This is a genomic window from Microtetraspora sp. NBRC 13810 (genome assembly GCF_030268685.1).
Classification (GTDB): domain Bacteria; phylum Actinomycetota; class Actinomycetes; order Streptosporangiales; family Streptosporangiaceae; genus BSRQ01.
In genome coordinates, this window is sequence record NZ_BSRQ01000002.1 from 54,470 (window position 1) to 79,630 (window position 25,161).

General features: G+C 72.4%; 20 protein-coding genes. 14 read left to right on the plus strand and 6 right to left on the minus strand.

Annotated features, from left to right (window positions below; translation table 11 throughout):
- Window positions 1-273: 273 nt before the first annotated feature.
- The 6 genes from QSK26_RS04050 to QSK26_RS04075 all read left to right on the plus strand — a co-directional run bounded on the left by QSK26_RS04050 (window position 274) and on the right by QSK26_RS04075 (window position 7,590).
- Window positions 274-1,209: a sulfite exporter TauE/SafE family protein gene (locus tag QSK26_RS04050; RefSeq protein WP_285773586.1), complete on the plus strand. Its 936-nt coding sequence runs from the start codon at window positions 274-276 to the stop codon at window positions 1,207-1,209.
- A gap of 207 nt (window positions 1,210-1,416) precedes the next feature.
- Complete coding sequence (gene asnB, locus QSK26_RS04055; RefSeq protein ID WP_285773587.1) at window positions 1,417-3,261, plus strand: asparagine synthase (glutamine-hydrolyzing); 1,845 nt, start codon at window positions 1,417-1,419, stop codon at window positions 3,259-3,261.
- Between the two features lie 130 nt (window positions 3,262-3,391).
- Entirely contained in the window at window positions 3,392-4,075 is a 684-nt protein-coding gene (locus QSK26_RS04060; protein WP_285773588.1) for a YoaK family protein, read from the plus strand.
- Window positions 4,076-4,146: 71 nt separating this feature from the next.
- Window positions 4,147-4,755 carry a TetR/AcrR family transcriptional regulator gene (locus QSK26_RS04065; protein WP_285773589.1) on the plus strand — a complete coding sequence of 203 codons (609 nt, stop codon included), beginning with the start codon at window positions 4,147-4,149 and terminating at the stop codon, window positions 4,753-4,755.
- Window positions 4,752-5,660, plus strand: coding sequence for an SDR family oxidoreductase (locus tag QSK26_RS04070; RefSeq protein ID WP_285773590.1), 909 nt, complete (start codon window positions 4,752-4,754; stop codon window positions 5,658-5,660). The genes QSK26_RS04065 and QSK26_RS04070 overlap by 4 nt, the downstream gene beginning before the upstream one ends.
- Before the next feature lie 256 nt (window positions 5,661-5,916).
- Window positions 5,917-7,590, plus strand: coding sequence for a M48 family metallopeptidase (locus QSK26_RS04075; RefSeq protein ID WP_285773591.1), 1,674 nt, complete (start codon window positions 5,917-5,919; stop codon window positions 7,588-7,590).
- 43 nt (window positions 7,591-7,633) lie between these two features.
- Here the strand turns inward: QSK26_RS04075 and QSK26_RS04080 are convergent, their stop codons facing one another.
- Window positions 7,634-8,797, minus strand: a complete 1,164-nt coding sequence (locus QSK26_RS04080) for an esterase-like activity of phytase family protein (protein ID WP_285773592.1) — start codon at window positions 8,795-8,797, stop codon at window positions 7,634-7,636.
- 166 nt (window positions 8,798-8,963) lie between these two features.
- Complete coding sequence (locus QSK26_RS04085) at window positions 8,964-9,353, minus strand: cupin domain-containing protein (protein ID WP_285773593.1); 390 nt, start codon at window positions 9,351-9,353, stop codon at window positions 8,964-8,966.
- 471 nt (window positions 9,354-9,824) lie between these two features.
- Between QSK26_RS04085 and QSK26_RS04090 the strand changes: the two genes are divergently transcribed.
- The gene (locus QSK26_RS04090) at window positions 9,825-11,654 is read left to right on the plus strand and encodes an AfsR/SARP family transcriptional regulator (protein ID WP_285774179.1); all 1,830 of its coding nucleotides are present in this window, start codon (window positions 9,825-9,827) and stop codon (window positions 11,652-11,654) included.
- Window positions 11,655-11,816: 162 nt separating this feature from the next.
- Here the strand turns inward: QSK26_RS04090 and QSK26_RS04095 are convergent, their stop codons facing one another.
- From QSK26_RS04095 to QSK26_RS04105, 3 genes are all read right to left on the minus strand, one after another.
- Window positions 11,817-12,014, minus strand: a complete 198-nt coding sequence (locus QSK26_RS04095) for a ferredoxin (protein WP_285773594.1) — start codon at window positions 12,012-12,014, stop codon at window positions 11,817-11,819.
- 14 nt (window positions 12,015-12,028) lie between these two features.
- Window positions 12,029-13,210 (minus strand): cytochrome P450, encoded by a 1,182-nt coding sequence (locus QSK26_RS04100; RefSeq protein ID WP_285773595.1) that lies wholly within the window; start codon window positions 13,208-13,210, stop codon window positions 12,029-12,031.
- Between the two features lie 68 nt (window positions 13,211-13,278).
- The gene (locus QSK26_RS04105; protein ID WP_285773596.1) at window positions 13,279-13,767 is read right to left on the minus strand and encodes a MarR family winged helix-turn-helix transcriptional regulator; all 489 of its coding nucleotides are present in this window, start codon (window positions 13,765-13,767) and stop codon (window positions 13,279-13,281) included.
- A 150-nt stretch (window positions 13,768-13,917) separates the two neighbouring features.
- Between QSK26_RS04105 and QSK26_RS04110 the strand changes: the two genes are divergently transcribed.
- Window positions 13,918-14,766: a hypothetical protein gene (locus QSK26_RS04110; protein WP_285773597.1), complete on the plus strand. Its 849-nt coding sequence runs from the start codon at window positions 13,918-13,920 to the stop codon at window positions 14,764-14,766.
- A gap of 65 nt (window positions 14,767-14,831) precedes the next feature.
- On the opposite strand, the gene QSK26_RS04115 is transcribed toward QSK26_RS04110, so the two are convergent.
- Window positions 14,832-15,893, minus strand: coding sequence for a hypothetical protein (locus QSK26_RS04115; protein ID WP_285773598.1), 1,062 nt, complete (start codon window positions 15,891-15,893; stop codon window positions 14,832-14,834).
- Window positions 15,894-16,291: 398 nt separating this feature from the next.
- Between QSK26_RS04115 and QSK26_RS04120 the strand changes: the two genes are divergently transcribed.
- From QSK26_RS04120 to aceE, 6 genes are all read left to right on the plus strand, one after another.
- Entirely contained in the window at window positions 16,292-17,128 is an 837-nt protein-coding gene (locus QSK26_RS04120; protein ID WP_285773599.1) for a helix-turn-helix domain-containing protein, read from the plus strand.
- A 47-nt stretch (window positions 17,129-17,175) separates the two neighbouring features.
- Window positions 17,176-18,624 (plus strand): sensor histidine kinase, encoded by a 1,449-nt coding sequence (locus tag QSK26_RS04125; protein ID WP_285773600.1) that lies wholly within the window; start codon window positions 17,176-17,178, stop codon window positions 18,622-18,624.
- A gap of 73 nt (window positions 18,625-18,697) precedes the next feature.
- The gene (locus QSK26_RS04130) at window positions 18,698-19,573 is read left to right on the plus strand and encodes a helix-turn-helix domain-containing protein (RefSeq protein WP_285773601.1); all 876 of its coding nucleotides are present in this window, start codon (window positions 18,698-18,700) and stop codon (window positions 19,571-19,573) included.
- 90 nt (window positions 19,574-19,663) lie between these two features.
- Window positions 19,664-21,490: a glycoside hydrolase family 15 protein gene (locus QSK26_RS04135; protein WP_285773602.1), complete on the plus strand. Its 1,827-nt coding sequence runs from the start codon at window positions 19,664-19,666 to the stop codon at window positions 21,488-21,490.
- Between the two features lie 95 nt (window positions 21,491-21,585).
- Window positions 21,586-22,209, plus strand: a complete 624-nt coding sequence (locus QSK26_RS04140) for a GntR family transcriptional regulator (protein WP_285773603.1) — start codon at window positions 21,586-21,588, stop codon at window positions 22,207-22,209.
- A gap of 200 nt (window positions 22,210-22,409) precedes the next feature.
- Window positions 22,410-25,085, plus strand: coding sequence for a pyruvate dehydrogenase (acetyl-transferring), homodimeric type (gene aceE / locus QSK26_RS04145; RefSeq protein ID WP_285773604.1), 2,676 nt, complete (start codon window positions 22,410-22,412; stop codon window positions 25,083-25,085).
- The last annotated feature ends 76 nt before the right edge of the window (window positions 25,086-25,161 follow it).

Sequence of the window (25,161 nt, forward strand, 5' to 3'; positions counted from 1 at the left end):
GCAGTGGCGCCTCCCGATTCCACGGCGCACCTCACCGGATATAGCGTAAAAAATCTTGACTCATCGGGTAATCATGGCGCGTTCCGGGCAAGGGGTCGAAAGGCGGGGCCCTCCGCCCCACAGGCCCCTCGCGGCACGGTCGTTCACCACCGCGCCATCAGCCCCACACCCGCCATCCCACAGAAGGTGCTCAAAACGTGACTTGACGGATCCGCTCCGCTAGCAAACGATATTCCCAGTCTATTAAGTAGGGATATAGGGGAGGCGGATGTCGTGCGCGCACTCATCCTGCTCGGCCTGGTCGGTCTCGCGGCCCAACTGGTCGACGGCAGCCTAGGTATGGCTTACGGGGTCACTTCGACGACCCTTCTGCTGGCCATCGGCACGAACCCGGCCGCCGCCTCGGCGACCGTGCACCTGGCCGAGATCGGCACCACACTCGCCTCTGGCATCTCGCACTGGCGCTTCGGCAACATCGACTGGAAAGTCGTAGCCAAGATCGCCATTCCGGGTGCCATCGGCGCGTTCGCGGGCGCGACGTTCCTGTCCAGCCTGTCCACGGAGACCGCGGCTCCGATCATGTCCATCATCCTGCTGGCGCTGGGCCTCTACATCCTGGTCCGGTTCACCGCGTTCGGCCTGCCCCGCGGCAACCTGGGCAAGCCGCTCCGCAAGCGGTTCCTCGGCCCGCTCGGCCTGGTCGCCGGGTTCGTGGACGCCACCGGCGGCGGCGGCTGGGGCCCGGTCGGCACCCCGGCCATCCTGGCCAGCGGGCGCCTCGCGCCGCGCAAGGTGATCGGCTCGATCGACGCCAGCGAGTTCCTCGTCGCCATCGCCGCCAGCATCGGCTTCATCATCGGCATCGGCTCGGAGAACATCGACTTCGCCTGGGTCGGCGTGCTGCTGCTCGGCGGTGTGATCGCCGCCCCCATCGCGGCCTGGCTGGTCCGGCACATCCCGCCGCGCATCCTCGGCTCGGCCGTGGGCGGTCTCATCATCCTGACCAACGTCCGCACCCTGCTGCGCAGCGACTGGATCGACGCCTCCGACAGCGTGCAGACCGTGTCGTACATCGTCATCGCGGTCATCTGGGTCGCCGCGATCGTCTACTCGGTCCGCGAGTACCGCAAGGACAAGGCGCACGAGTCCGTCGAGGCGGTCGAGGCCGAGGCGGAGAAGCGGGAGGCCGAGCCCACCGCCGCCTCCTGACACCTCGGACGACCGCTCGCCCGGAAGGGGCGCCCGGCGGCACCGCCCCGAAAGGGCGGGCCCCCGGGCGCCCCTTTCGGCATATGCCGACAAAAGCTGACATATCCCCCAAAAACGTAGATTTTGCCTAAGGCAGGGCATATCAGGGCACCCATCCGCTGTTTTATTAGCTGAACTAAGTTCCGACGAGCAAGGGGGATCGTCGATATGTGCGGCATATGCGGATGGGTGGACTACGAGCGGGACCTCGAACTGGCGAGGGAGACCGTACAGGCCATGACGGACACGATGGCCTGCCGCGGACCCGACGACGAGGGACTGTGGGTCGCCCCGCACGCCGGCATCGGCCATCGCCGGCTCGCGATCATCGACCTCCAGGGCGGCCGGCAGCCGATGACCGCCGAGGACGACGGCAGGCCGCTGGCCGTCCTCACCTACAGCGGCGAGGTCTACAACTTCCAGGAGCTGCGCGCCGAGCTCTCCGCGCGCGGCCACCGCTTCCGGACCGAGAGCGACACCGAGGTCGTCCTGCACGCCTACCTCGAATGGGGCGAGGACCTCGTCGACCACCTCAACGGCATGTACGCCTTCGCGATCTGGGACGCCCGCCGCGAGGAGCTGCTGCTCGTCCGCGACCGGATGGGCATCAAACCGCTCTACTACTACCCGACGCCGCACGGCGTGCTGTTCGGCTCGGAGCCCAAGGCGATCCTGGCCAACCCGCTGGCGAAGCGGGCGATCGGCCCGGACGGCCTGCGCGAGATGCTCGGCTTCGTCAAGACGCCGGAGCAGGCGATCTTCGAGGGCATGCACGAGGTGCGCCCCGGCCAACTCGTGCGGGTGCGCAGGGAGGGGCTCAGCAAGCGCCGCTACTGGCAGCTGTCCTCCTACGAGCACACCGACGACATCCCGACCACCGTGCGGACCGTGCGCGAGCTGCTGGACGACATCGTCGCCCGCCAGCTCATCTCCGACGTGCCGCTGTGCACCCTGCTGTCCGGCGGCCTCGACTCCAGCGCGGTCACCGCGCTCGCCGCCCAGCAGCTCCGCGAACAGGGGCTGGGCAAGGTCCGGTCCTTCTCCGTGGACTTCACCGGCTACACCGAGCACTTCAAGCCCGACGCGGTGCGCGAGACGCCGGACACCCCCTTCGTGCACGACCTGGCCCGGCACGTCGACGCGGACCACACCGACATCGTCCTGGACTCCGCGGACCTGATGAACCCCGCCGTGCGCGACGCCGTCCTCACCGCCCGCGACCTGCCGGTCGGCATCGGAGACATGGACACCTCGCTCTACCTGCTGTTCAAGGCGATCCGGCGGCACTCGACGGTGGCGCTGTCCGGGGAGTCGGCCGACGAGGTGTTCGGCGGCTACAAGTGGTTCCACGACCCGGTCGCGGTCAACGCCGACACCTTCCCCTGGCTGTCGCCGCACGACCCCACCGGGCACGCCACGACGGGGCAGCTCCTCGACGAGGACCTGCTGCGCAAGCTGGACCTGCCCCGCTACCGGGCCGACCGGTACCAGCAGGCGCTCGCCGAGGTGCCGCGGCTGCCCGGCGAGACCGGCCTGGAACGGCGGATGCGGGAGATCAGCTACCTGCACCTCACCCGGTTCGTGCAGATCCTGCTCGACCGTAAGGACCGCATGAGCATGGCTGTCGGCCTGGAGGTCCGCGTGCCGTTCTGCGACCACCGGCTCGTCGAGTACGTCTTCAACGCGCCCTGGGCCATGAAGACCTTCGACGGCAGGGAGAAGAGCCTGCTGCGGGCGGCCACCGCGGACGTGCTGCCGCGGTCGGTGGTCGAGCGGGTCAAGAGCCCCTACCCCTCCACCCAGGACCCCGCCTACGAGAGGGCGCTGCGCAAGGAGGTGACCCGGCTGCTGGACCGCCACGAGCTGACCGACCTCGTCGACGTGCCGAAGATCCGGAAGGCGCTGGAGCAGCCGGTGGCCGAGATCAGCCTCCTGCAGACCCGCGCGTCCCTGGAGGGCCTGCTCCAGATCAACGCCTGGCTCAAGGAGTACCGGGTCCAGGTCAACGTCTGACGCCTCTCTCCCGCCCGGCCCGCCGGAGTGCCCCCGGCGGGCCGGGCGGCCCGCTCCCTGGGCGAGGCTTGCCGGGGCTGATGGCGGCACTTGACTTTGCCGGGCGTCCTCGCGGGTAGCCTCTGGATCGTTGAAGACGCCTGCTCGGGGCGGCCTTCCGCTCACCGCGCTGGCCGCCACCCTCACCGTCGGTACCGGCGCGGTCGACGTCGCCAGCTTCACCCGGCTGGGCGGGGTGTTCAGCAGTGTCATGACCGGCAATCTGGTGGTGTTCGGCTACGCCGTCAGCACCGTGTCCGTCCTGATGCTGCTGAGCACCGTCATCGCCGTGGGCGGTTACGCGCTCGGGGTGCTGGCGGGCACGCTCGTCGCCGGGCGGCCCCGGTCCGACGGACCGCTCTGGCCTCCCCGGGTCACCCTCACCCTCGTTCTGGAGTCGCTGGTCCTCGCCGTGTTCGGCGTCGGCTGGGTGCTGACCGGCGGGCGGCCCGGCGTCACCTGGCAGGCCGTGCTGCTCGGGTTGTCGGCGCTCGCGATGGGGTTGCAGAGCGCCGCCATGTGCGGCCTCGGCGGGCGTACCTCGATCTCCACCACGTACCTCACCGGGACCCTCACCGGCGTGCTCCCCGCGCTGCTCACCCGCGCCCGGCTGCGGTCCACGGACCGGCGGAGCATCGTCATCCTGGCCGCCCTGTTCGCGGGCGCGGCCATGGGCGGCCTCCTGATCGGCACCGTTCCCGCCGCCTTCCCCGCCCTCCCCCTCGCCGCCGTGGCCGCCGTCATCGTCAGGGCGGCCCGCCACCACCGCCACTGACCGCCCCCGGCGGCCCGGGGTTCCTGACGGCGTGATTAGATAATGACGGTTCATTATTTAATGGAGGGATCATGGCGGGACGACCGCGCACGATCAGCGAGGAGCGCATCATGGTCGCGCTCGCCGCGACGGTCGGGCGGGTGGGGCCGAGTAGGCTGACCCTGGCCGACGTCGCACGGGAGGCCGGGGTGTCCACCGGCGTGCTCGTCGGGCGGTACGGCAGCAAACGGGATCTCCTGCTGGGCTTCGTCCGGTGGGGGTTGTCGGAGCAGGCGTTCGCCCGGCCGATGCGGGCCGCGTTCGAGACGGCCGCCGACCCGGTCGAAGGGCTGATCCGCGCGGTGGTGCGCAGCGCCGGGCCGGGCACGGAGCCCGGGGAGTTCGCCAACCACCTGGCGTTCCTGCACCTGGAGCTGGCCGACGAGGAGTTCCGCGCGCTGCTCGGCGAGCACGACGCCGCGGTCCGCGCGGAGCTCGCCGGCTACCTGCGGGCGGCGGTGACCGCCGGGCGCCTGGTGCCCGGCGCAGACGTCGAGGCGCTCGCCTCCGCCGTCGACTCCATCCGCAACGGCACACAGATCACCTGGGCGATGACCCGTTCCCAGCCGCTCGGCGACGCGATCCGCCGGGACCTGACCACACTGCTCGCTCCCTACCGGAGCACCGAGGAGGACCGATGAAGAACACGTCCCTGACCGGCCAGGTCGCCCTGGTGAGCGGGGCGACCCGCGGCGGCGGCCGGGGGATCGCCGTGCAGCTCGGCGCGGCCGGGGCCACGGTCTACGTGACCGGCCGCAGCACCCGGGCGGCCAGGTCGCCGATGAACCGCCCGGAGACCGTCGAGGAGACCGCCGACCTGGTGACCGCCGCCGGCGGGCGCGGCATCGCCGTGCCCACCGACCATCTGGACCCCGCCCAGGTGCGGGACCTGGTGGCGCGGATCGGCCGGGAGCAGGACGGCAGGCTCGACATCCTGGTCAACAACGTCTGGGGCGGCGACCCGCTGACCGTGTGGGACAAGCCGCTGTGGGAGCAGCCGCTCGACGACGGCCTGCGGTTGCACCGGCAGGCGGTGCACACCCACATCATCACCAGCCACCACGCCCTTCCGCTGCTGGTGGCCCGCGGCCGCGGCCTGGTCGTCGAGGTCACCGACGGCACCGCCGACCAGGACTACCGGGGCACCTTCTTCTACGACCTCGCCAAGTCCTCCGTCATCCGCATGGCGAAGGCGCTGGCCGGCGACCTGCGACCGCACGGCGTCACGGCCCTCGCGCTCACGCCGGGATTCCTCCGCTCGGAGGCGATGCTCGACCACTTCGGCGTGACCGAGGCCACCTGGCGCGACGGCATCGCCAAGGACCCCTACTTCGCGCTGTCGGAGACGCCGGTCTACCTCGGCCGCGCGGTCGCCGCGCTCGCCGCCGACCCGCGGGTGGACCGCTGGACCGGGCAGTCGCTGGCCACCTGGGGTCTCGCCAAGGAGTACGGCTTCGCCGACGCCGACGGCTCCCGCCCGGACTGGGGCGGCTACTACGCCGAGACCCAGCGCCGCGGCGACGTGGACCCGGCGGACTACCGGTGAGACACGGCCTGCTGTGCTTGTTCGACGCGCCTCGCGCTGTTCACCGCCGTCGCGGCGGCGAGCGCCCCCGATCCGGCGCCGGCGGCTCGCGGTGAGCCATCCTCGCCGGACTCGCGGTGAGCCGTCCTCGCCGGACTCGCGGTGAGCCGTCCTCGCCGGACTCGCGGTGAGCCGTCGTCGCGGCGGCGAGACCCGCTCCGGCGCAAACCCCGCTAGGGTCTTTGACCACACCTGACCCTGACGTGGAGTTTGTCCCATGACCACCGCGCTACGGGCCGCCCTGGCCTTCGCCCTGCTCAGTGGCTTCTACGTGCTGGTCGGGCTGGTCCTGGCCGCCGCAGTGTTCCTCGACGTCTACCTCCTCGTGGACTTCCACGTCCGCGGGCTGCAGGTCGCCGCGCTGCTGACACTGGCGGCCGTCGCGCTGGTCCGGGCGCTGTGGATGGTGAGCAGGAGGACGTCGGACGAGCAGCCGGGCGTGGCCGTGGAGCGGTGGCAGGAGCCGGAGCTGTGGCGGACGGTGGAGGAGCTCGCCCAGCGGGTGCGCACCGCCCCGCCGAACGAGATCCGGCTGGTGGCCGAGGTGAACGCCGCGGTCTCGGAGGACACCCGGCTGCTCGGCCTGGTCACGACCGGCCGCCGGATGTACATCGGCCTGCCGCTGCTGCAGATCCTCACCGTGGACGAGATGCGCGCCGTACTCGGGCACGAGCTGGGCCACTACAGCGGGGCGCACACCCGGCTGGGCGCGCCGGTCTACCGGGGCCGGGTCTCGCTGATCGCCACCGTGCAGGGGCTGCGCGGCCATCCGATCCTCCAGCGGGTGTTCTACGCCTACGCCAAGCTCTATCTGCGCATCTCCCAGGCCGTGTCGCGGCGGCAGGAGCTGGAGGCCGACGAGTTCGCGGTCGCCATCGCGGGCAGGGACGCGATGGCCGGGGCGCTCCGCAAGATCCGCAGCACGGCGCTGGCGTGGGACCTGTTCACCGACTCCTACCTGAGCATGGCCGGCGCGGGCGGCAACCGGCCCGCGCAGATCATGGCCGGGTTCCACGCGCTGCTGTCCGACCCGGCCCGGCAGGCCGAGCTGGCCAAGGCGGGCGAACAGCCGAGGCCGACCTCCCCCTACGACTCCCATCCCGGCCTGGAGGAGCGGCTCGCCGCGATCGCGCTGCTGCCCGAACCGGGCCATCCGCCCGACCGCCGGGCCGCGACCGCGCTGCTCGTCGATCCGGGGGTCGCCGCGGCGGCGGTGGAGAACACGATGTGGACCCAGGAGGCGCTGACCCGGCTGCGGCCCGTGTCGTGGGAGGACCTCGTCGCCTTCGGCATGTACACCGCGCGCAACGCCGAGGCGCTGTACGACCTGTCGGCGGCCGGGCAGCGGGTGGTCGGCGCCGCGCTGCCGTACCTGGACGCGGCCTTCGAGGCGATCCACCGGGGGCAGCAGGGGGCGCTGGAGCACGAGTTGCGGCAGCTCGGCTGGCAGCCGTCCGACACGCTGCTGGCCGGGGTGCTCGGGCAGGCGCTCGAAGCGGTGCTGATCGAGCACGGGCAGGCGAGGTGGACGCTGTCGTGGTCCGGGCCGGCCCGGCTGCTGTACGGCGACGGCGAGGAGGTGGCGCTGTCGCAGTATGCCGCCAAGGTCGCCGCCGACCCCACGGCCGTCCCCGGCCTGCGCCGCTGGCTGGCCGACCTGAACGTCGCCTCCGGCTACGTGCCGCAACGACCCGTCCCCGCGGCCCAGGCGCTCCCCTCCCCGGCCTCGGCGCCCGCCCCGGCCCCGGCCCTCGCTCCGGCCCAGGCGCCCGCTGAGGCGCCCTCCGCCCCCGCCCTCGCCCCGGCCCCGACACCCGCCCCGACACCCGCCCCGGCGCCCGTCCCGGCCTCGGGTCAGGCTCCCTCCGCTCCGGCACCACCGGCTCCCTGACCGGCCGCCCCCCGGCCCCGCCCGGCCGAGGGGGCCGCAGGGGTCAGCAGCCCCTGGCGGCGAAGGCGAGGAACTGGGTGGCCTCCCGCTCGTCGAAGTTGTCGTCGGAGCCGATCACGAGGCTGCACTCGCCGCTCGCCAGTCGCGGTCCCCAGGCGATGCTCTCCAGGTTCTGCACCGGCGGGCGGACGTCGCCGAGGTCCATGACGAGCCGCTTGGTCACCGGACGGTAGGGCCGGCCGGTGGCCAGGCTGTCCCTGGACAGCACGTCGGTGGCCCCGCGCAGGTCGATCTCGTACAGCTTGACCCGGTAGTTCACGCCCTCGATCCAGGACCGCTCCAGCGCGAGGTAGCGGTCGTCGTCGATGGCCAGGATCTCCGAGACGCCGCTGTCGGTGTGCCCGGTGGGCGGGATCGGGGCGGCGGGCAGCGGGTCGATGGGGTAGGCATACTGGGCCTGCAGGCGGCCGGAGCGGCTCCAGACGGTGATCCGGGCGGGGGCGCCGCGCTCGACGGTGGGCGGCTCGCCGTCCTCATGACGGGGGCCTTCCACGACGGCCGCGATCGTCCGGGGGGCGAAGGTGAGGCCCTCGAAGCCGAAGTTGCGCCGCGGGCCCGCCTCGGTGCCGGTCATCGTGAGATTCTTCGGCAGCGGCAGCTCGCCGCGGTGCCGCCCCTGGTCGTCGGTCCAGCGGACGAACAGCTGGGAGACGGGGATGCCGGGGTTCGACGCGCTCGGGCGGTCGCCCTCGTGCGCCCAGAGCAGCCGCCCGGTCCGCCGGTCGAAGCGGATGGTCTCCGGGTCGGCCGACTCCGGCTCGCCGTACGCCGGGTAGGGGCTGCCGTCCGGGCGCTTGAGGGTGGTGACGCCAGTGAGGCGCACGCCGGTGAAGGCGCCGCTCGCCGGGTCGATGTCCAGCCTGCCGGTGTAGAAGCGGGCCGGGTTGTAGCGCCAGCGGTCGTCGGAGATGAAGTACCAGGTGCCGGTGCGCGGGTCGCGGTCGATGCCGGACAGCCCGCCGACGACGGTCCCCTCGAACTCCGCGCGGTACGGCAGGCGCTGCTCCCCGAGGAACCGGGTGACGCGCAGTCCCCCGGGCGCGGCCACCCCCTTCGCCACCGTCTCCGCCGCCGTCTTCGCCGCCACCGTCTCCGCCAGCACCGTCTTCGCCGCCGCCGGACGTGCATCGACGGCTCCCGGCCCCATCGCCACCACCACTGCGACAGCGAAAGCCGATATTCCCCGCCAATTTGCCATTGTCTCTCCTTGCCTCACGGAAAATGGGCAAGTACATGAGACCCTGACTTCAAAGAATTGTCCAACGACAACTGTGACGAAATTACCGTCAAACCCGACTTATATCGGCACGGAATTACTGGAAGGGGCATCCGGGATTGGGCACGTCCTGGGCCAGCGGAGCGCCCTGCGGGTTCACGTAGAGCACCTGGAGCACGACGGGCGTCTCCCCCAGGTTGCGGCCGATGTGCACGAAACGGCTGCCGCTCGGCTCGACGAAGTTCCGGCCGGCGCCGTAGTTCCTGGTGGTCACGCAGTCGTAGGTGGTGTGCGTCAGCGTGCCGCGCACCACGCGTACGTACAGCGTGCCGTTGTGCCAGTGCCACCCGGTGCTGCCGCCGGGCGCGATCGTGATCTGGCGCACGATGTACTCCGTGCCGAGCGCCGTCACCTTGGTGATGTTCTGGCCGCTCACCCCCACCGGCGGGGTCGCGTACGCGGCCTGGGGCGCCAGAAGAGCGGCCACCGCCCCCCATATGATGACGCTCCGGCTAATCGTGGCCTTTTTCCCGTTGAACGGCACGGCGAAGCCTCGCATCGACATGTTGCCTGCTTTCTCACTGTCGGTGTACGGCGGGCGAACGCCGCCCTTTCCAGCAGATTTTCCGTCATAGGCGACCCGGCGGGTTGACAGTGCGCCGCAAGAGTACTGACAAGGTCCTGCAAAGCTTGGCTCAGTTACGAAGCGGGGGCGGGAGACGCCTCTCCCCCGCCCGACCCGGGGAAACGTTGATTGTCCAGTGGAACCGGGCACCGCTGGACAACGCCCGGCGGACTATAACGGTGCTGCGCGGACAGCCCCCGGACACACGAGAGAGCCGGTGATGAGCAGCACCCACGGAGGAACACGGCGCCGGGACGCCTACCCTGCCGGGAAGGCCGGGAAGGCCCGGAAGGCCCGCCTCGCCGTGCCGTCCCGCGGTGAGACGGCCCGGTGATGCTGGAGTTCCAGGTCTTGGGCCCCCTGGAGGTGCGCTACGAGGGCGTCCCGGTCGCGCTCGGCGCCGCGATGTGGCGTCGGCTGCTCGCGGTGATGCTCTGCCGGCCGGGCGAGCCGGTGGCGGTGGACGACCTGATCGACGCCCTGTGGCCCGGCGCCCCGCCGCGCAGCGCCCGCAAGACCCTCCAGGTGTACGTGCGCCGGCTGCGCGAGGCGATCGGCCAGCGCGAGCGCATCGTGCACAGCGCGGCCGGGTACGCGGCCGTCGTCGCGCCGGTGGAACTGGACGCGCTGCGCTTCGCCGGGCTGGTCGCGGAGGCGCGCGGCGCGCGGGACCGGGCGGACCTGGGCGCGGCCGCCGTCCTGTTCGAGCAGGGACTCGGGCTGTGGCACGGGACGGCGTACGCGGGCATCGGGGAGGTGCAGCCGGTGGCGGACGAGGTCCGCCGCCTGGAGGAGCAGCGGCTGCTCGCGTACGAGGACCTGGTCGCGGTGGACCTCGCGCTCGGCCGCCAGTCCGGGGCGCTGGACGAGCTTCCCCAGATGGCCGAGCTGCACCCCTACCGCGAGCGGCTGCACGGCTACCTGATGCTGGCGCTGCGCGACGCGGGCCGTCAGTCCGAGGCGCTGGAGGTCTACGCCAGAACCCGGAACCGGCTCTCCGACGAGCTGGGGGTGGAGCCCGGGCCGCTGCTCGGCCGGGTGCACCGGGCGGTGCTGCGCGGCGACCAGCCCGCCTCGCGCACCCGGCACGTGCTGGAGCTGCCGCCCGCCGCCCGGGACCGGGTCGTCGTGCCGCCGGGCGCGGGACCGTGCCTGCTCCCGCCGGACATCATCGACTTCACCGGCAGGATCGAGCACACCGACGCGCTGCTCGGCCACCTCACCGGACTCGGCACGGGCACCGCGACGGAGATCGTGACGCTGACCGGCATGGCCGGGGCCGGCAAGACGACGATCGCCGTGCACGCGGCGCACCGGCTGCGCCGGGAGTTCCCCGACGGCCGGCTGTACGTCGATCTGCACGGCTCCGGGCCGCGTCCCGCCGACCCGCGCGCCGTGCTGGGACGCCTCCTGCTCGCGCTGGGCGTGGACCGGGAGGCGATGCCCGGCGGGCTGGACGAGCGGGCCGAGATGTTCCGCGCGATGCTGGCCGGGCGCCGGGTGCTGACCGTGCTGGACGACGCCGCCGACGAGGCGCAGATCCGGCCGCTGCTGCCCGGCGGCCCGGCCTGCGCCGTGCTGGTGACCGGCCGCCGCGCGCTGACCGGGCTGAGCGCCCGCCCGTTGCGCGTGGAACCGTTCGACCCGCTCACGTCGGAGGCGCTGCTCGCCCGGGTCGCCGGGCCGGAGCGGGTCGCCGCCGAACACGCCGCGGCCACCGAGATCACCCGGCTGTGCGGCCACCTTCCGCTCGCCGTACGGATCGCCGGGGCCCTGCTCGCCGGTCACGGGCACTGGCGGCTCGCCCGGCTCGCCGACCGCCTGCGCCCGGAGGACCGGCGCCTCGGCGAGCTCGCCGTGGGCGACCTGTCCGTACGGCACAGCCTCGACCAGAGCCACCGGACACTCGCCCCGCGGACGAAACGCGCCTTCATGCTGCTCGGCGCGGCCGACGCCGCCGACTTCACCGCGCAGACGCTCGCCGCGCTGCTGGACACGTCGGTGCGGGAGGCGGAGGCGCACCTGGACGAACTCCTGAACGCCGAGCTGCTCCGCTGCCACGCGCCCGGCCAGGACGGTCCCACCCGCTACCTCTTCCATCCGCTGGTCCGCCTCTACGCGCGCGAGCACGCCGACCGCCATCGCGGGGCGCTACTCCCGTGAGCGCCCCGCCCGTGACCGTCCCTCCCGTGACCGTCCCGCAGAGGGCGGCCGGCACGCTCGCCACCGCACGCCGCCCCTGTTCCCCGGGAGCGGCGCGTCCCCATACTGGGCACCTCCGGTTGCGCCGTGGTAGCGCGCGGGTAGCGAGAAGCGCGCGGCGGCTCACGACCCGGCGAGGCGGATGGCCATGGCCGGGCAGAGGACGGCGGCCCGGCGGACGGCCTCGTGCTCACCGGGCGGCGGGTCGTCGGTCAGCAACGTGACGATGCCGTCCTCGTCGCGCTGGTCGAACACGGCGGGCGCGGTCAGCACGCACTGCCCCGATCCGACGCACCTGTCCTGGTCGGCGAACACGCGCATGGCACTCTCCTTTCTCACCAGGTGACCGGCAGCTCGTAGACGCCGAAGATCTGGGCGTCGTGCTTGAACGGCACCCGGTCCAGATCCACCGCGAGCCGCAGGCCGGGGATGCGCCGGTACAGCGTCCCGTAGACGACCTGGAGCTCCATCCGGGCGAGATTCTGGCCCAGGCACTGGTGCACGCCGAAGCCGAAGGCCAGGTGGCCGCGCGCGTCACGGTGGTCGTCCAGCCGGTCGGGGTCGGCGAACCTCTCCTCGTCCCGGTTGGCGGCGTCGGTGGCGAGGACGACGCCGTCCCCCGCGTGGATGGTCCGGCCGCCGACCTCGATGTCGGCCAGCGCGACCCTGCGCCGCCCCGAGTGGACGATGGTCAGGTAGCGCAGCAGTTCCTCGACCGTGCTCGCGACGAGCGCGGGGTCGCCGGAGTCGCGCAGCTCGGCGAGCTGGCCGGGATGCAGCAGCAGCGCCAGCGTGCCCAGCGCGATCATGTTCGCGGTCGTCTCGTGCCCGGCGACGAGCAGCAGCATGCCCATCGCGGCGGCGTCGCGCCGGGACAGGGCGCCGGTCGCGACCTGCTCGGCGGCCACCCGGGACAGCACGTCGTCGCCGGGCCGGACGAGCTTGGCGGACACCAGGCGCTCCAGGTAGCCGACCAGGTTCTCCTGAGCCCGCGCCTGCGCCTGGACCGGCTCGTCCCGGTTGACCAGGATCCTGCTGTCGGCCTGGAAGAAGTCGTGGTCCGCGTACGGCACGCCGAGCATTTCGCAGATCACCATCGACGGCACCGGCAGGGCGAACTCGCGCACCAGATCGACCGGACGCGGTCCGGCGAGCATGTCGTCGATCAGGCCGTTGACGATCCCCTGCACGACCGGCCGCAGCGCCTCCACCCGCCTGACGGTGAACGGGGCCGTGACCATCCGGCGCAGCCGGGAGTGGCCGGGGTCGTCCATGCTGATGAAGGTCCGCGCGTACCTGCGGCGCTCGGCGGAACCGGGCGTCGGGTGCGGATAGCCGGGCAGGCCGGTGTCCGCGCTGATCCGCGGGTCGGCCAGCAGGGCGCGCTGGTCGGCGTACCGGGTGACCAGCCAGGGGGTGCTGCCGTCCCACAGCCGCACCTTGGCGGGTGGCCCCTCGGCCCGCATCTCGCGCAGCCGGGACGGCGGGTCGAAGGGGCAGCCGGCCGCCCTGGGCATCGGAAACGCGGGAGTTTCGCCCGTTTCGGCGGGTCTACCCGTTTCAGTGGTGTGCGCGGACATCGCTCTCACTCCCCGTGATGATCGTCGGCGATCGCCTTTCTCGCGGCGGCCAGCGCGGCCGGGACGGCGGCCTGGTCGACCAGGTGACGCAGGGCGGGGACGGCGGCGGCCAGCGCCTTCTGCTCGCCGGCGCCCAGCGCGCCGACGAGGCTGGACACGAACGCCACCCGGCCGGCCTGGCGGTGCCGGAGCATCGCCCGTCCGGCGTCGGTGATCACGACCAGGACGATCCGGCCGTCCGACGGATCGCGCCGCCGCTCGACCAGGCCCTGCGTCTCCAGCCTGGAGACCATCGCGGTCATCGACGGCTGGCTGATCCCCTCGTGCACGGCCAGCTCGGTGATCCGGCACGGACCCGAGGTGTCCAGGCGGCTCAGCGCCGTCATCGCGGTGAGGCCGACCTCGCGCATCGCGAGCATCTGCCGCACGACGAACCTGATCACCTCGTCCAGCGCCCGCGCCGTCTCGTCCCGCCGCTCCGCATCCGCTGTCACGGGACAACTGTATAGCCAATCTATATAGATGGCCTATGTGATGGGGCCCACATCACCGCCGTTGACCTTGTCGCGACGTCAACGTTTCTAATGACGGTGAGCCGCCCCGGATCACCGGACCGCGCCTCCCGACGACCACGAGAGGACCTCATGCTCAGGATCGCCCGCGCCGCGCTGTTCGCCGTCATCCCGGCCGAATTGCTGCTCCTGATCCTCATCGTGTCAGGGGTGTCCCTGCCCTTCCCGGTGCTCGTCGCGGCCGAGTTCGCCGTCGTCTCGGTGCTCACCCTGGAGGCGGTGACCGCGTACCGGCTCTTCCGGGCCGAGCGCCGGGCAGGGGCGAGCAGGCCGGCGGCGTTGCGCGGCACCTACGACCGGCTCGTGCCCGCCCAGGTGCGCAAGATCATGCATTTCGACTTCCAGGGCGTCGCGAGCATCGCCCTGTGGGTCGCCCGCCGCCGCCACGGCGTGCCCCCGGGCGCCACCGCCGTGCCGTACGCGAGCGGGCAGTCCATGATGACCTGGGTGTTCATCTTCGCCATGGTGCTGGAGACGGTGGCCCTGGAGCTGATGCTGCAGTCGATGAACGTGCCGACGGGGCTCCGCGTGGCCGTGCTGGTGATCGACGTCTACTCGGTCGTCTTCGCCCTCGGACTCCAGGCCGGCGCCGTCACCCGTCCGCACGTCGTGTCACCGGACGAGCTGCGCGTCCGCTACGGCGCCTTCTTCGACCTGCGCGTCCCCCGCGAGCTGATCACGTCGGTGCAGACGGCGCGCAGCTTCAACGAGACCGGCATGGTCACCGCGGCCGACGGGCGGGTCACTGTGGCGATCTCCTCGCGGATCAACGTCGTCGTCCACCTGAGCGAACCGGTCCCCGTCACCCGCCCGCTCGGCCGCCGCACCGAAGCCACCACCATCCGTTTCTACGCCGACGACCCCAAGGCCGCCCTCCAGGCCCTCCAGCCCCGGCACGACCGCGCCGACGCCTTGCGGTGACGGCGGACACGCGACGGCCGCAGCGGGGTCTCCCCGCCGCGGCCGTCGTCAGTGGTGGTGAGGGGTCAGGGGGTGGGAGTGGTGGTCGGGGTCTCGGTCACCGTGGGGATCGGGGCCGGGGTGGTGGGGGGTTCCGCCGGGGGGTCGGTGGGGAGGGTCGGGGGGTCCGTCGGGGTGGGGGTGGCGGACGGCACGCCCGGGGACGGGGTGGGGCAGGTGGCGGGGGTGCGCCACTTGCTGCCCGGCCGCCACTTGCCCGGGTACCACCAGCCGTCGCCGCGCCAGAAGTTCTTGCTGGGGCGGGACAGGTCGAAGACGTAGGCGGCGGTCGCCGTCTCGGCCGCGGGGGCGCCGGGAGCCGTGCCCACCCCGCCCGGCGGCGCCACCGGCGGGGCGCCCACGGGGACGCTGCCAGTCGGGCTCGCGCCGGTGTCGGTGGGAGCCGGGGTGGCGGTGTCGGTCGGGGCCGGATCGGTGGGAGCCGGGTCGGTGGGAGCCGGGTCGGTGGGAGCCGGGTCGGTGGGAGCCGGATCAGTCGGAGCCGGATCAGTCGGAGCCGGATCAGTCGGAGCCGGGTCGGTGGGAGCCGGGTCCGTCGGGGCGGGGTCGGTCGGGGCGGGCGGGGGCGGGGGCGGGGGCGGGTCGGTGGGGGCCGGGGTGCCGGTGACCACGGTGGCGGTGACCGTCACCCAGTCGCCCTGCCTGATCTGGTTGCCCCGGCGGCCCGCGAGGGTCTTGGTGGAGTCGGTCAGCGTGTACACCCGCTCGAAGCCGTCCTGGCTCTTGACGGTGATCGACTCCTCGGACAGGAGGGTCGCCTCACCGGTCTGGGTGAACACCCGGACACCGCAGCCGTCCCTGCCGGGCAGGACGAACTCGCCGTGCATGGTGCCGGGGAACGCCAGCGGCGGGATGCGCGGCGGCTTGGGAGCGGGGGGCGGGGTCTCCGCGGGTGGTTCGGTGGGCGTCTCCGTCGGGGTATCGGTCGGCGTTTCGGTGGGCGTCTCAGAAACCGTCACCGTCGGGGTCGGGGTCTCCGGCTCCGGGGCGGGCGGCGTCGCCGCCGACGCCGCGGACACCCCGACACCGCCCGAGGCCGCCAGTACGAGGGCGGTCGCGAGGACCACCGGACGTGAGTGGCGGCGGCGCGGCCGGCCGGCTCCGCTCGATGTCGTTTCGTCTGGGCGGCCGGGGTTGGTTGACGTCACCATGTCCTCCATCGGGCTTGATCCGAAACCATCTGGGCAGTCGAGAAGCGCCGCTGCCCACCCCGCCCGACCGAGGGCCACCGCCCGGCCGTGATCCTCCGCCGACGAGGCGCGGGGAAGACTGCCCGCTTCACCACGACCCATGCGGACCGAATCCCCCGCGAAACCCCCGGATGGGATCTTCTGCCTGCTCACCGCCAAGGTTTAATTCCTGAAAAAGCGTGATGCGTCTGGCGGGGACCCGCCTAACCTGGCCTTGGCCATCCTGGTAGTCCTGGGGCCACCTGATCTACCGGATTCCGTCATACCGTAACAAAATGGACAGCGAGCAGTTCCTCGGTGAGTTCCTTCGCACGCGGCGCGAGCTCACCACCCCCGCGCAGGCCGGCCTGCTGGGCCTCGGCCCGCGCAGGACGCCCGGTCTGCACCGGGAAGAGGTCGCCATGCTGGCCGGCATCAGCACCGAGTACTACATCCGGCTGGAGCGCGGCCAGGAGCGCCGCCCCTCCGAGCGGGTGGTGAACGCGCTGGTCCGGGCGCTCGACCTGGACCCGGAGGCCGCGGCGCGGCTCTACCGTCTGGCCCGGCTCCGGCGGGACGACCGGGCTCGCCGTACCGAGGCCGTCAACCCGAACCTGCTGCGGCTGATGCGATGCTCGCCGCAGAATCCGGCGCTGGTGTTCGACCGCCGCATGGACGTCCTGGCCGCCAACCCGCTGGCCACCGTGCTCTACGAGGGGCTGGAGCACACGGACAACCTGGCCTCGATGGTCTTCCTGGATCCGGCGGCGCGCACGTTCTACCGGGACTGGGAGGACGTCGCCCGGTCCCGGGTGGCCCATCTGCGCTCGGCCGCGGGAACCGGCTCCGGCGACTCGCATCTGGGCGAGCTCGTCGGGGAGCTCAGCCACAGCGCGGACTTCCGGCGCCTGTGGGCCCGGCACGACCTGCCGCTGCGGCCCAGGGAGACCAGGCGGCTGCGGCACCGGGAGGTCGGCGACATCGTCCTCTGCGCGGAACTGTTCGACGTCACCGGCGCGCCCGGCCAGCGGCTGCTGGTGCTGCAGGCGGAGCCCGGCAGCCCGTCCGCGCACGCGCTGGCCCTGCTCGGCACGCTCTCCCTGATGACCGAGCCGGACGGCCGGGAGCGCTGAACGACATGACGATCTCGCGGGCGACACGCACTGTGAAAGGACCTGGGATGACGCACCTGCGGTCGATCCAAGCGCGGTACACCACGACCGCCACCCTGCTCCTGATGGTCATCCTGATCGCGGTGGGCGCCAGTACCGACCTGGCGATCAGGTACCACGTCGAGGACGGCCTGTTCAGGGCCGCCGAGCGGGTGGCCAGCCAGTGGAGCGCGGCGGCGCGGCACGAGCAGGTGCCGGGCATGATCCCCGCGTCGGCCGAGATCGCCCTCGTCCAGCTCGTGGCCTCCGACGGCACGATCCTCGCGGCCAGCAGGCAGGCGCCCGGCGGCCGGCCGCTGAGCACCAGCCGGCCGCCCGCCGACGACCGCTTCCAGCGGCTGGTCGAAGGGGGCAACATGCTCATGGCGATCCGGGTGACCCCCGCGGCGGACGCCCCGGTCGTCTACGCGGGCAGCGCGACGCCCGGCATCCTGCGCGGCCATCGCCTGGAGTACCTGCTCGCCCTGGGCATCCTGCTCCTGTCGGTGCTGGCCGCCTGGCTGGTCTGGGCCGTGGTGGGTCGTACGCTGCGGCCGGTGGCCGGGATCCGGGCGCGGATCGCGGAGATCACGGTGAGCGACCTGAGCCTGCGGGTGCCCGTCCCGCCCGGCGAGGACGAGATCGCGCAGCTCGCCCGCACCGCCAACCAGACGCTGGCCCGCCTGGAGGGCGCGGTGGAGCAGCAGCGCCAGTTCGCCGCCACCGCCTCGCACGAGCTGCGCACCCCGATCACCGGCCTGCGCATGCAGTTGGAGGAGGCGCTGCGCTACCCGGGCGAGGTCGATCCGGTCCGCTCGATGCAGGGCGCGCTGTCGGTCACCGACCGGCTGGAGGCGATCGTCAACGACCTGCTGGCGCTGGCCAGGCTGCGCGCCGCCGACCCCACGCCGCCGGAGCCGATCGACCTCGGGGAGCTCGTGTCGAAGGAGACGATGCACCCGCCGGGCACGCCGGTGGACGTCAGGACGGCGCCGGGGGTGTGGGTGCGCGGCTCCCAGATCCAGTTGATCCGGGTCCTGGGCAACCTGCTGAGCAACGCCGTACGGCATGCGGAGAGCAGGGTCACCGTCTACGTCGAGTCGGTGGACGGCCAGGCCGTCATGGCGGTGGCGGACGACGGCGCCGGCATCGCGCCGGCCGACCGGGAACGCGTCTTCGAGCGCTTCACCCGGCTGGAGGACGGGCGGTTCCGCGACTCCGGCGGCAGCGGTCTCGGCCTGGCCATCTCCCGGGACATCGCCCGCGCCCACCACGGCACCCTGCGGATCGAGGACTCTCCGCGAGGCGCCCGGTTCGTCCTGCGGCTGCCGCTGCTGGAGGAGTCGCCGGAGTACAGCAGGAAGGCCACCGTGCGCGACGGCGTCGCGCGGGACGTCGGCGCCGCGAAGTCCTCCGCGCGCAGGATGAGGCCGCGCGCGAACGCCCGGGAGGGCCGCACCGCGACCGGCACGGGGTGAAGAGTCGCTAAAGAAAGCGACTGGGGGTGTTACGGACCCCCTTTCCCAGTAAATCCAGACATAAAGTGACGAAATGGACAGCAGCGACAAGCTCCTCGGGGAGTATCTCCGCGCCCGGCGTGAGGTGACGACGCCCGTACAGGCCGGACTTCCGCTCATCGGCTCCCGCCGGACGCCCGGACTACGCCGGGAGGAGGTGGCGATGCTGGCCGGGGTGAGCGTCCACTACTACACGCGGCTGGAGCAGGGCCGCGAGCGCGGTCCCTCGGACCAGGTGCTGTCCGCGCTGGCGCGGGTCCTGCGGCTGGAGGACGAGGCCGCGCGCCACCTCTTCGAACTCGCGCACCCGGCCGCCCGGCCGCGCCACCCGGTGGACCGCCGGGAGCGGGTGAGCCCCAGCCTGCTGCGGCTGCTGGAGGGCTGGCAGCACACGCCCGCGTTCGTGGTCGGCCGCCGGATGGACGTGCTCGCCGCCAACCCGCTGGTGCGGGCCCTCTACGACGGGTTCAGCCTCCAGGACAACTGCCTGCGCATGGTGTTCCTCACTCCGGAGGCGGAGAACTTCTACCTGGACTGGGAGGAGGCCGCCGCCTGCAAGACGGCCGCGCTGCGCGCCACGGTGGGGAGCGACCACGACGACCCGCTGCTGGCGGAGCTGATCAACGAGCTCAGCGCGCACAGCCCGGCGTTCCGCCGCATGTGGGCCCGGCACGACGTGCGGAACCGCGGCTGCGAGGTCAAGCGCTTCCGGCACCCCGAGGTCGGCGAGATGCACCTGTCCGCCGAGCTGTTCACCATCTCCGGCGCCCCCGGGCAGCAGCTCGTGGTCCTGGCCGCCGAGCCGGGCAGCCCCTCCGAGCGCGCCCTGGTGAGGCTGGGCCACGTCGCCGCGGAGAAGAACGGCGCCGCGGGCGGCGGTCCCCCGGTTCCGCTGTGGACCGCCCGCTGATCGACCGAATCCTGCCGCTCCCTTGCCGAAGGACAAACCCCTCCAGACGTGCCCGATGCGTATCTTGAGGGCAGCGAGGGAGGGTTGGACATGACGGCTGAGGAGTTCGGCCGCGCCGGCTCCCGGTACCTACCGATCGGGGAGCACGGGCTGATCGGCGACCTGCGGACCGTCGCTCTCGTCGGCACCGACGGCACCATCGACTGGTACTGCTGCCCCCGGTTCGACGCGCCCAGCGTGTTCGGCGCGATCCTGGACGCCGAGCGCGGCGGCGCGTTCGAGCTGGCCCCTGAGGTGCCCGCGGGCACCAAGCAGTTCTACTTCCCCGACACCAACGTGCTGATCACCCGGTTCTCCGCCGCCGACGGGGTCGGCGAGGTCCAGGACTTCATGCCGATCGTGGACGACTCCCGGGAGATCGACCGGCACCGGCTGATCAGGCGGGTCGTGTGCGTGCGCGGGACGCTGCCGTTCCGGGCCCGCGTCGCCCCCCGGTTCGACTACGGGAGGCGGCCGCACACCCTGCGGGTGCACGAGGGGCACGCGGAGTTCGAGGCGTCCTCGCTCGCGCTCACCCTGACCTCCACCGTGCCGCTGGAGTCCGACGGGCGGGACGTGCGGGCGCGGTTCAAGCTCAGCGAGGGCGAGGTCGCCGTCTTCGCCCTGGACCGGACGGGCAACGGCGTCGAGATGCGGTCGTGCGCGTTCGAGGAGGCGGAGGAGCAGTTCACCGCCACCGTACGGTACTGGCGGCACTGGCTGGCCGCCTCCCGGTACCGCGGCAGGTGGCGCGAGGTGGTCCACCGTTCCGCGCTCACGCTGAAGCTCCTCACCTACGCGCCGAGCGGCGGGATCGTCGCCGCCCCCACCACCAGCCTGCCCGAGCAGATCGGCGGCGGCCGGAACTGGGACTACCGGTACGTGTGGATCCGCGACGCCGCCTTCTGCGTGTACGCGCTGCTGCGGCTGGGCTTCACCGAGGAGGCGGACGCCTTCATGACCTTCCTGTCCCAGCACGTCACCCTGGACGACGGCGGCCCCTCCGGCCCGTTGCAGATCATGTACGGCATCGACGGCCGCAACGACCTGCCCGAGTACGAGCTGCCGCACCTGGAGGGCTACGCGGGCTCCGCGCCGGTCCGGGTCGGGAACGCGGCCGTCGGCCAGTTGCAGCTGGACGTCTACGGCGCGCTCATCGACTCCATCTACCTCTATGACAAATGGTGCCGCCCGATCTCCAGCGACCGCTGGGACGAGCTGTGCATCCTCGTGGAGTGGGTGTGCCAGAACTGGGACCGGCCGGACGAGGGCATCTGGGAGACGCGCGGCGGGCGCAGGGACTTCGTGTACTCGCGGCTGATGTGCTGGGTCGCGATCGAGCGGGCCATCCGGATGGCCACCCGGCGCGGGCTGCCCGGCGACCTCAACCGCTGGCGCGACGCGCGCGACGCGATCTACCGCCAGATCATGCGGCGCGGCTGGTCCCGGACGCTGAACGCGTTCGTCCAGCAGTTCGACGCGGACATCCTGGACGCCTCCGTGCTGATGATGCCGATGGCGAAGTTCGTCGCCCCCACCGACCCGAAGTGGCTGTCCACCCTCGACGCGCTCGGCAACGGCCTGGTCTCCGACTCGCTGGTCTACCGCTACGACCCCATGGTGAGCCCGGACGGCCTCCAGGGTGCGGAGGGCACCTTCTCCATCTGCTCCTTCTGGTACGTCGAGGCGCTGGCCCGCGCCGGACGGGTGGACGAGGCCCGGCTGGCCTTCGAGAAGATGCTGACCTACGCCAACCACCTGGGCCTGTACGCGGAGGAGATCGGGCGCACCGGCGAGCAGCTCGGCAACTTCCCGCAGGCGTTCACCCACCTGGCGCTGATCAGCGCCGCGTTCAACCTCGACCAGGCGCTCGGCTAGCCGTGCGCAGCTCCAAGAATCCGGTCGCACCGGGGCACTCCGGGCAGGAGGCCGCCGTATTGTCTAGGCAGCCGCCGATCTCCCGAGGAGTCCCCATGGCCACGCCCGTCGTCCACTCGCTGAGGGAGCAGATCCGCGAGTTCATCGTGGACGGGATCGTGAGCGGGCGATGGAAGCCGGGCGAGCGCATCGTCGAACGGCGGATCGCCGGCGAGCTGGAGGTCAGCCAGACCCCCGTACGGGAGGCGTTGCGCGAGCTGGAGGCCCTGCGGCTGATCGAGTCGGCGCCGAACAAGGGCGTGCGGGTGCGCAACCTCACCGCGGCCGACCTGGAGGAGATCTATCCGGTGCGGGCCGGCCTGGAGCAGATCGCCGCCGAGCTGGCCGCGCCCAGGCTGGGCGCGGACGTCTCCGTCCTGGAGCCGGCGGTCACCGCGCTCTACGAGGCCGACCGGGCCGGCGACGCCGAGGCCCAGGTGCGGCACACGGTCGCCTTCCACCGGGAGCTGGTGCGAGCCTCGGGCAACAGCGTGCTGCTGCACACCTGGGAGTCGCTCGGCATCGAGGTGTGGACGGCGCTGTCCATCCGCTGGCTGGGCACCTACCAGCAGTCGTACGCCGAGGAGCACGAGGCGGTGGTCGAGGCGTTCCGGCGGCACGACCCCCGGGTGGGCGAGCTGGTCAAGGAGCACGTGCTCAACTGCGCCCCCCGCACATGATCGACAGAGGGTCTTGGTACTTTCGTTGCCCGGACAAGAATTTCCGTTTGTCCGTTTTGATCGATCATCGATCAGATCTAGAGTAGGGAGCGGGCCCACCCGGCCCAGCCCTGTCCTGGTGACAGGACACACCTTTCTCACCGTCTCACCGGCCCGCCCACCCCGGCGGGACGGCCCGGACCAGTCGGAAGGCGGCCTCCATGACCGACGCCACGCGCAAGCAGCCGAGCGGGCTCGACCAACTCCCCGATCGCGATCCCGAGGAGACCGCCGAGTGGGCCGCCTCGCTCGACGCCGTCGCCGCGGCCGCCGGGCCGCACCGCGCTTCGTACCTGATGCGTCGCACCCTTGAGCACGCCGAGGGCATCGGCCTCGACCTGCCCCGGCTGGTGGAGACCGACTACGTCAACACCATCCCGACGGCCGCCGAGCCGGACATCCCCGGCGACGCCGAGCTGGAGCGGCGCGTCACCGCCTGGAACCGGTGGAACGCGGCGGCCATGGTGACCCGCGGCAGCCGTTACGGGCTGGGCGGGCACATCGCCACCTACGCCTCGGCCGCGTGGCTGTACGAGATCGGCTTCCAGCACTTCTTCCGCGGCAAGGAGGCCGACGGGTCCGGCGACCAGCTCTACATCCAGGGCCACGCCTCCCCCGGCGTCTACGCCCGCGCGTTCCTCGACGGGCGGCTCTCCGAGGGCCACCTCGACCGTTTCCGCCAGGAGACGGGCGGCGACGGCCTGCCCTCCTACCCGCATCCGCGCCGGCTGCCGTGGCTGTGGGAGTTCGCCACCGTGTCGATGGGCCTCGGCCCGCTGTCCGCGATCTACCAGGCGCGGTTCAACCGCTATCTGGAGCACCGCGGCATCAAGGACACCTCGGGCTCGCGCGTGTGGGCGTTCCTCGGCGACGGCGAGATGGACGAGCCGGAGTCGACCGCCGCGCTCGCCCTGGCCGGCCGGGAGCGGCTGGACAACCTCACCTTCGTGATCAACTGCAACCTGCAGCGGCTGGACGGGCCGGTACGCGCCAACTTCAAGATCGTCCAGGAGCTGGAGGCGCAGTTCCGCGCCGCGGGGTGGAACGTCGTCAAGGCGCTCTGGGGCACCGCGTGGGACGATCTGTTCGCCCTCGACACCACCGGCGCGCTGGCCAGGCGGCTGCGCGAGATCCCCGACGGCCAGTTCCAGACGTACGCGACCCGTGACGTCGCCTACATCCGCGAGCACTTCTTCGGCGCCTCCAGCGAGCTGGCCGAGATGTCGAGGGTGCTGACCGACGCGCAGATCGACGAGTGCTTCCACACCTCCCGGGCCGGCCACGAGCCGCGCAAGGTGTACGCCGCCTACCGCGCCGCCGTCGAGCACAAGGGCGCGCCGACGGTGATCCTCGCCCAGACGGTCAAGGGCCACACGCTCGGCGCGGGCTTCGAGTCGCGCAACGCCAACCACCAGATGAAGAAGCTGACCGCCAAGGAGTTCCGCGTCCTGCGCGACGTGCTGGAGCTGCCGATCCCGGACAGCGCGCTGGCCGGCGACCTGATGCCCTACGCGCACCCGGGCGCCGGCTCGCCCGAGGTCCGCTACCTGCACGAGCGCCGGGCCGCGCTGGGCGGCCCCGCCCCGGCCCGCTCGGTGCACCCGGTCGCGCTGCCCGAGCCGGCCGCCAAACCGTTCGAGACCCTGGCCAAGGGGTCGGGCGGCCAGGAGATCGCCACCACGATGGCCTTCGTCCGGCTGGTCAAGGACCTCATGCGGGACAAGGAGACCGGCAGGCGGTGGGTGCCGATCGTGCCGGACGAGGCGCGCACCTTCGGCATGGAGTCGCTCTTCCCGACCGCCGGGATCTACTCCCCGCTCGGCCAGACCTACGACCCGGTGGACCGGGACATGCTCCTCTACTACAAGGAAGCCCGCGACGGGCAGATCCTGCACGAGGGCATCACCGAGGCCGGTTCGATGGCCGACTTCACCGCCGCCGCGACGTCGTACTCGACGCACGGCGAGCCGATGATCCCGTTCTACATCTTCTACTCGATGTTCGGCTGGCAGCGGACCGCCGACCAGATGTGGGCGGTCGCCGACCAGCTCGGCCGCGGCTTCCTCATCGGCGCCACGGCCGGCCGTACGACGATGACCGGCGAGGGCGTGCAGCACGCGGACGGCCACTCGCACCTGATCGCCGCCACCAACCCGGCGGCGGTCGCCTACGACCCGGCCTTCGCCTACGAGGTGGGCGTGATCGTGCGCGACGGCCTGCGCCGGATGTACGGCCCGCAGGCGGAGGACGTCTTCTACTACCTCACGGTCTACAACGAGACCAAGGTGCAGCCGCCGATGCCGGAGCGGGCGGATGTCGAGGAGGGCATCCTCAAGGGGCTCTACCGCTACAAGGAGAGCGAGGGGCTGCCCGACGACGCCCCGCGCCTCCAGCTTCTCGCCTCCGGCACCGCCATCCACTGGATCCTGGAGGCGCAGGAGCTTCTCGCCGCCGACTGGGGGGTGGCCGCCGACGTGTGGTCCGCCACCTCCTGGAGCGAGCTGCGCCGCGACGCGCTGGCCTGCGACGCCGCGCAGCTGCGCGGCGAGGAGCGGGTGCCCTACGTGACCCGCGTGCTGGAGGGCGCGCCCGGCCCGGTCCTCGCGGTGAGCGACTGGATGCGCGCGGTCCCCGACCAGATCGGCCAGTGGGTGCCGCAGGACTGGAGCTCCATCGGCACGGACGGCTTCGGCCTCTCCGACACCCGTGAGGCGGCCCGCCGGTACTTCGGCGTGGACCCGCAGTCGGTGGTGGTCGCGGCGCTCGCCGCCCTCGCCAAGCGCGGTGACGTCAAGGCGGAGACCGTCCAGGAGGCCCGCGAGCGGTACGCCCTGTGATCCCCGGCCGGTGATCCCCGGTCGCTGATCCTCGGGGAGTCGGCGACGGCCGCCCGCGTGTTCGCGGGCGGCCTCG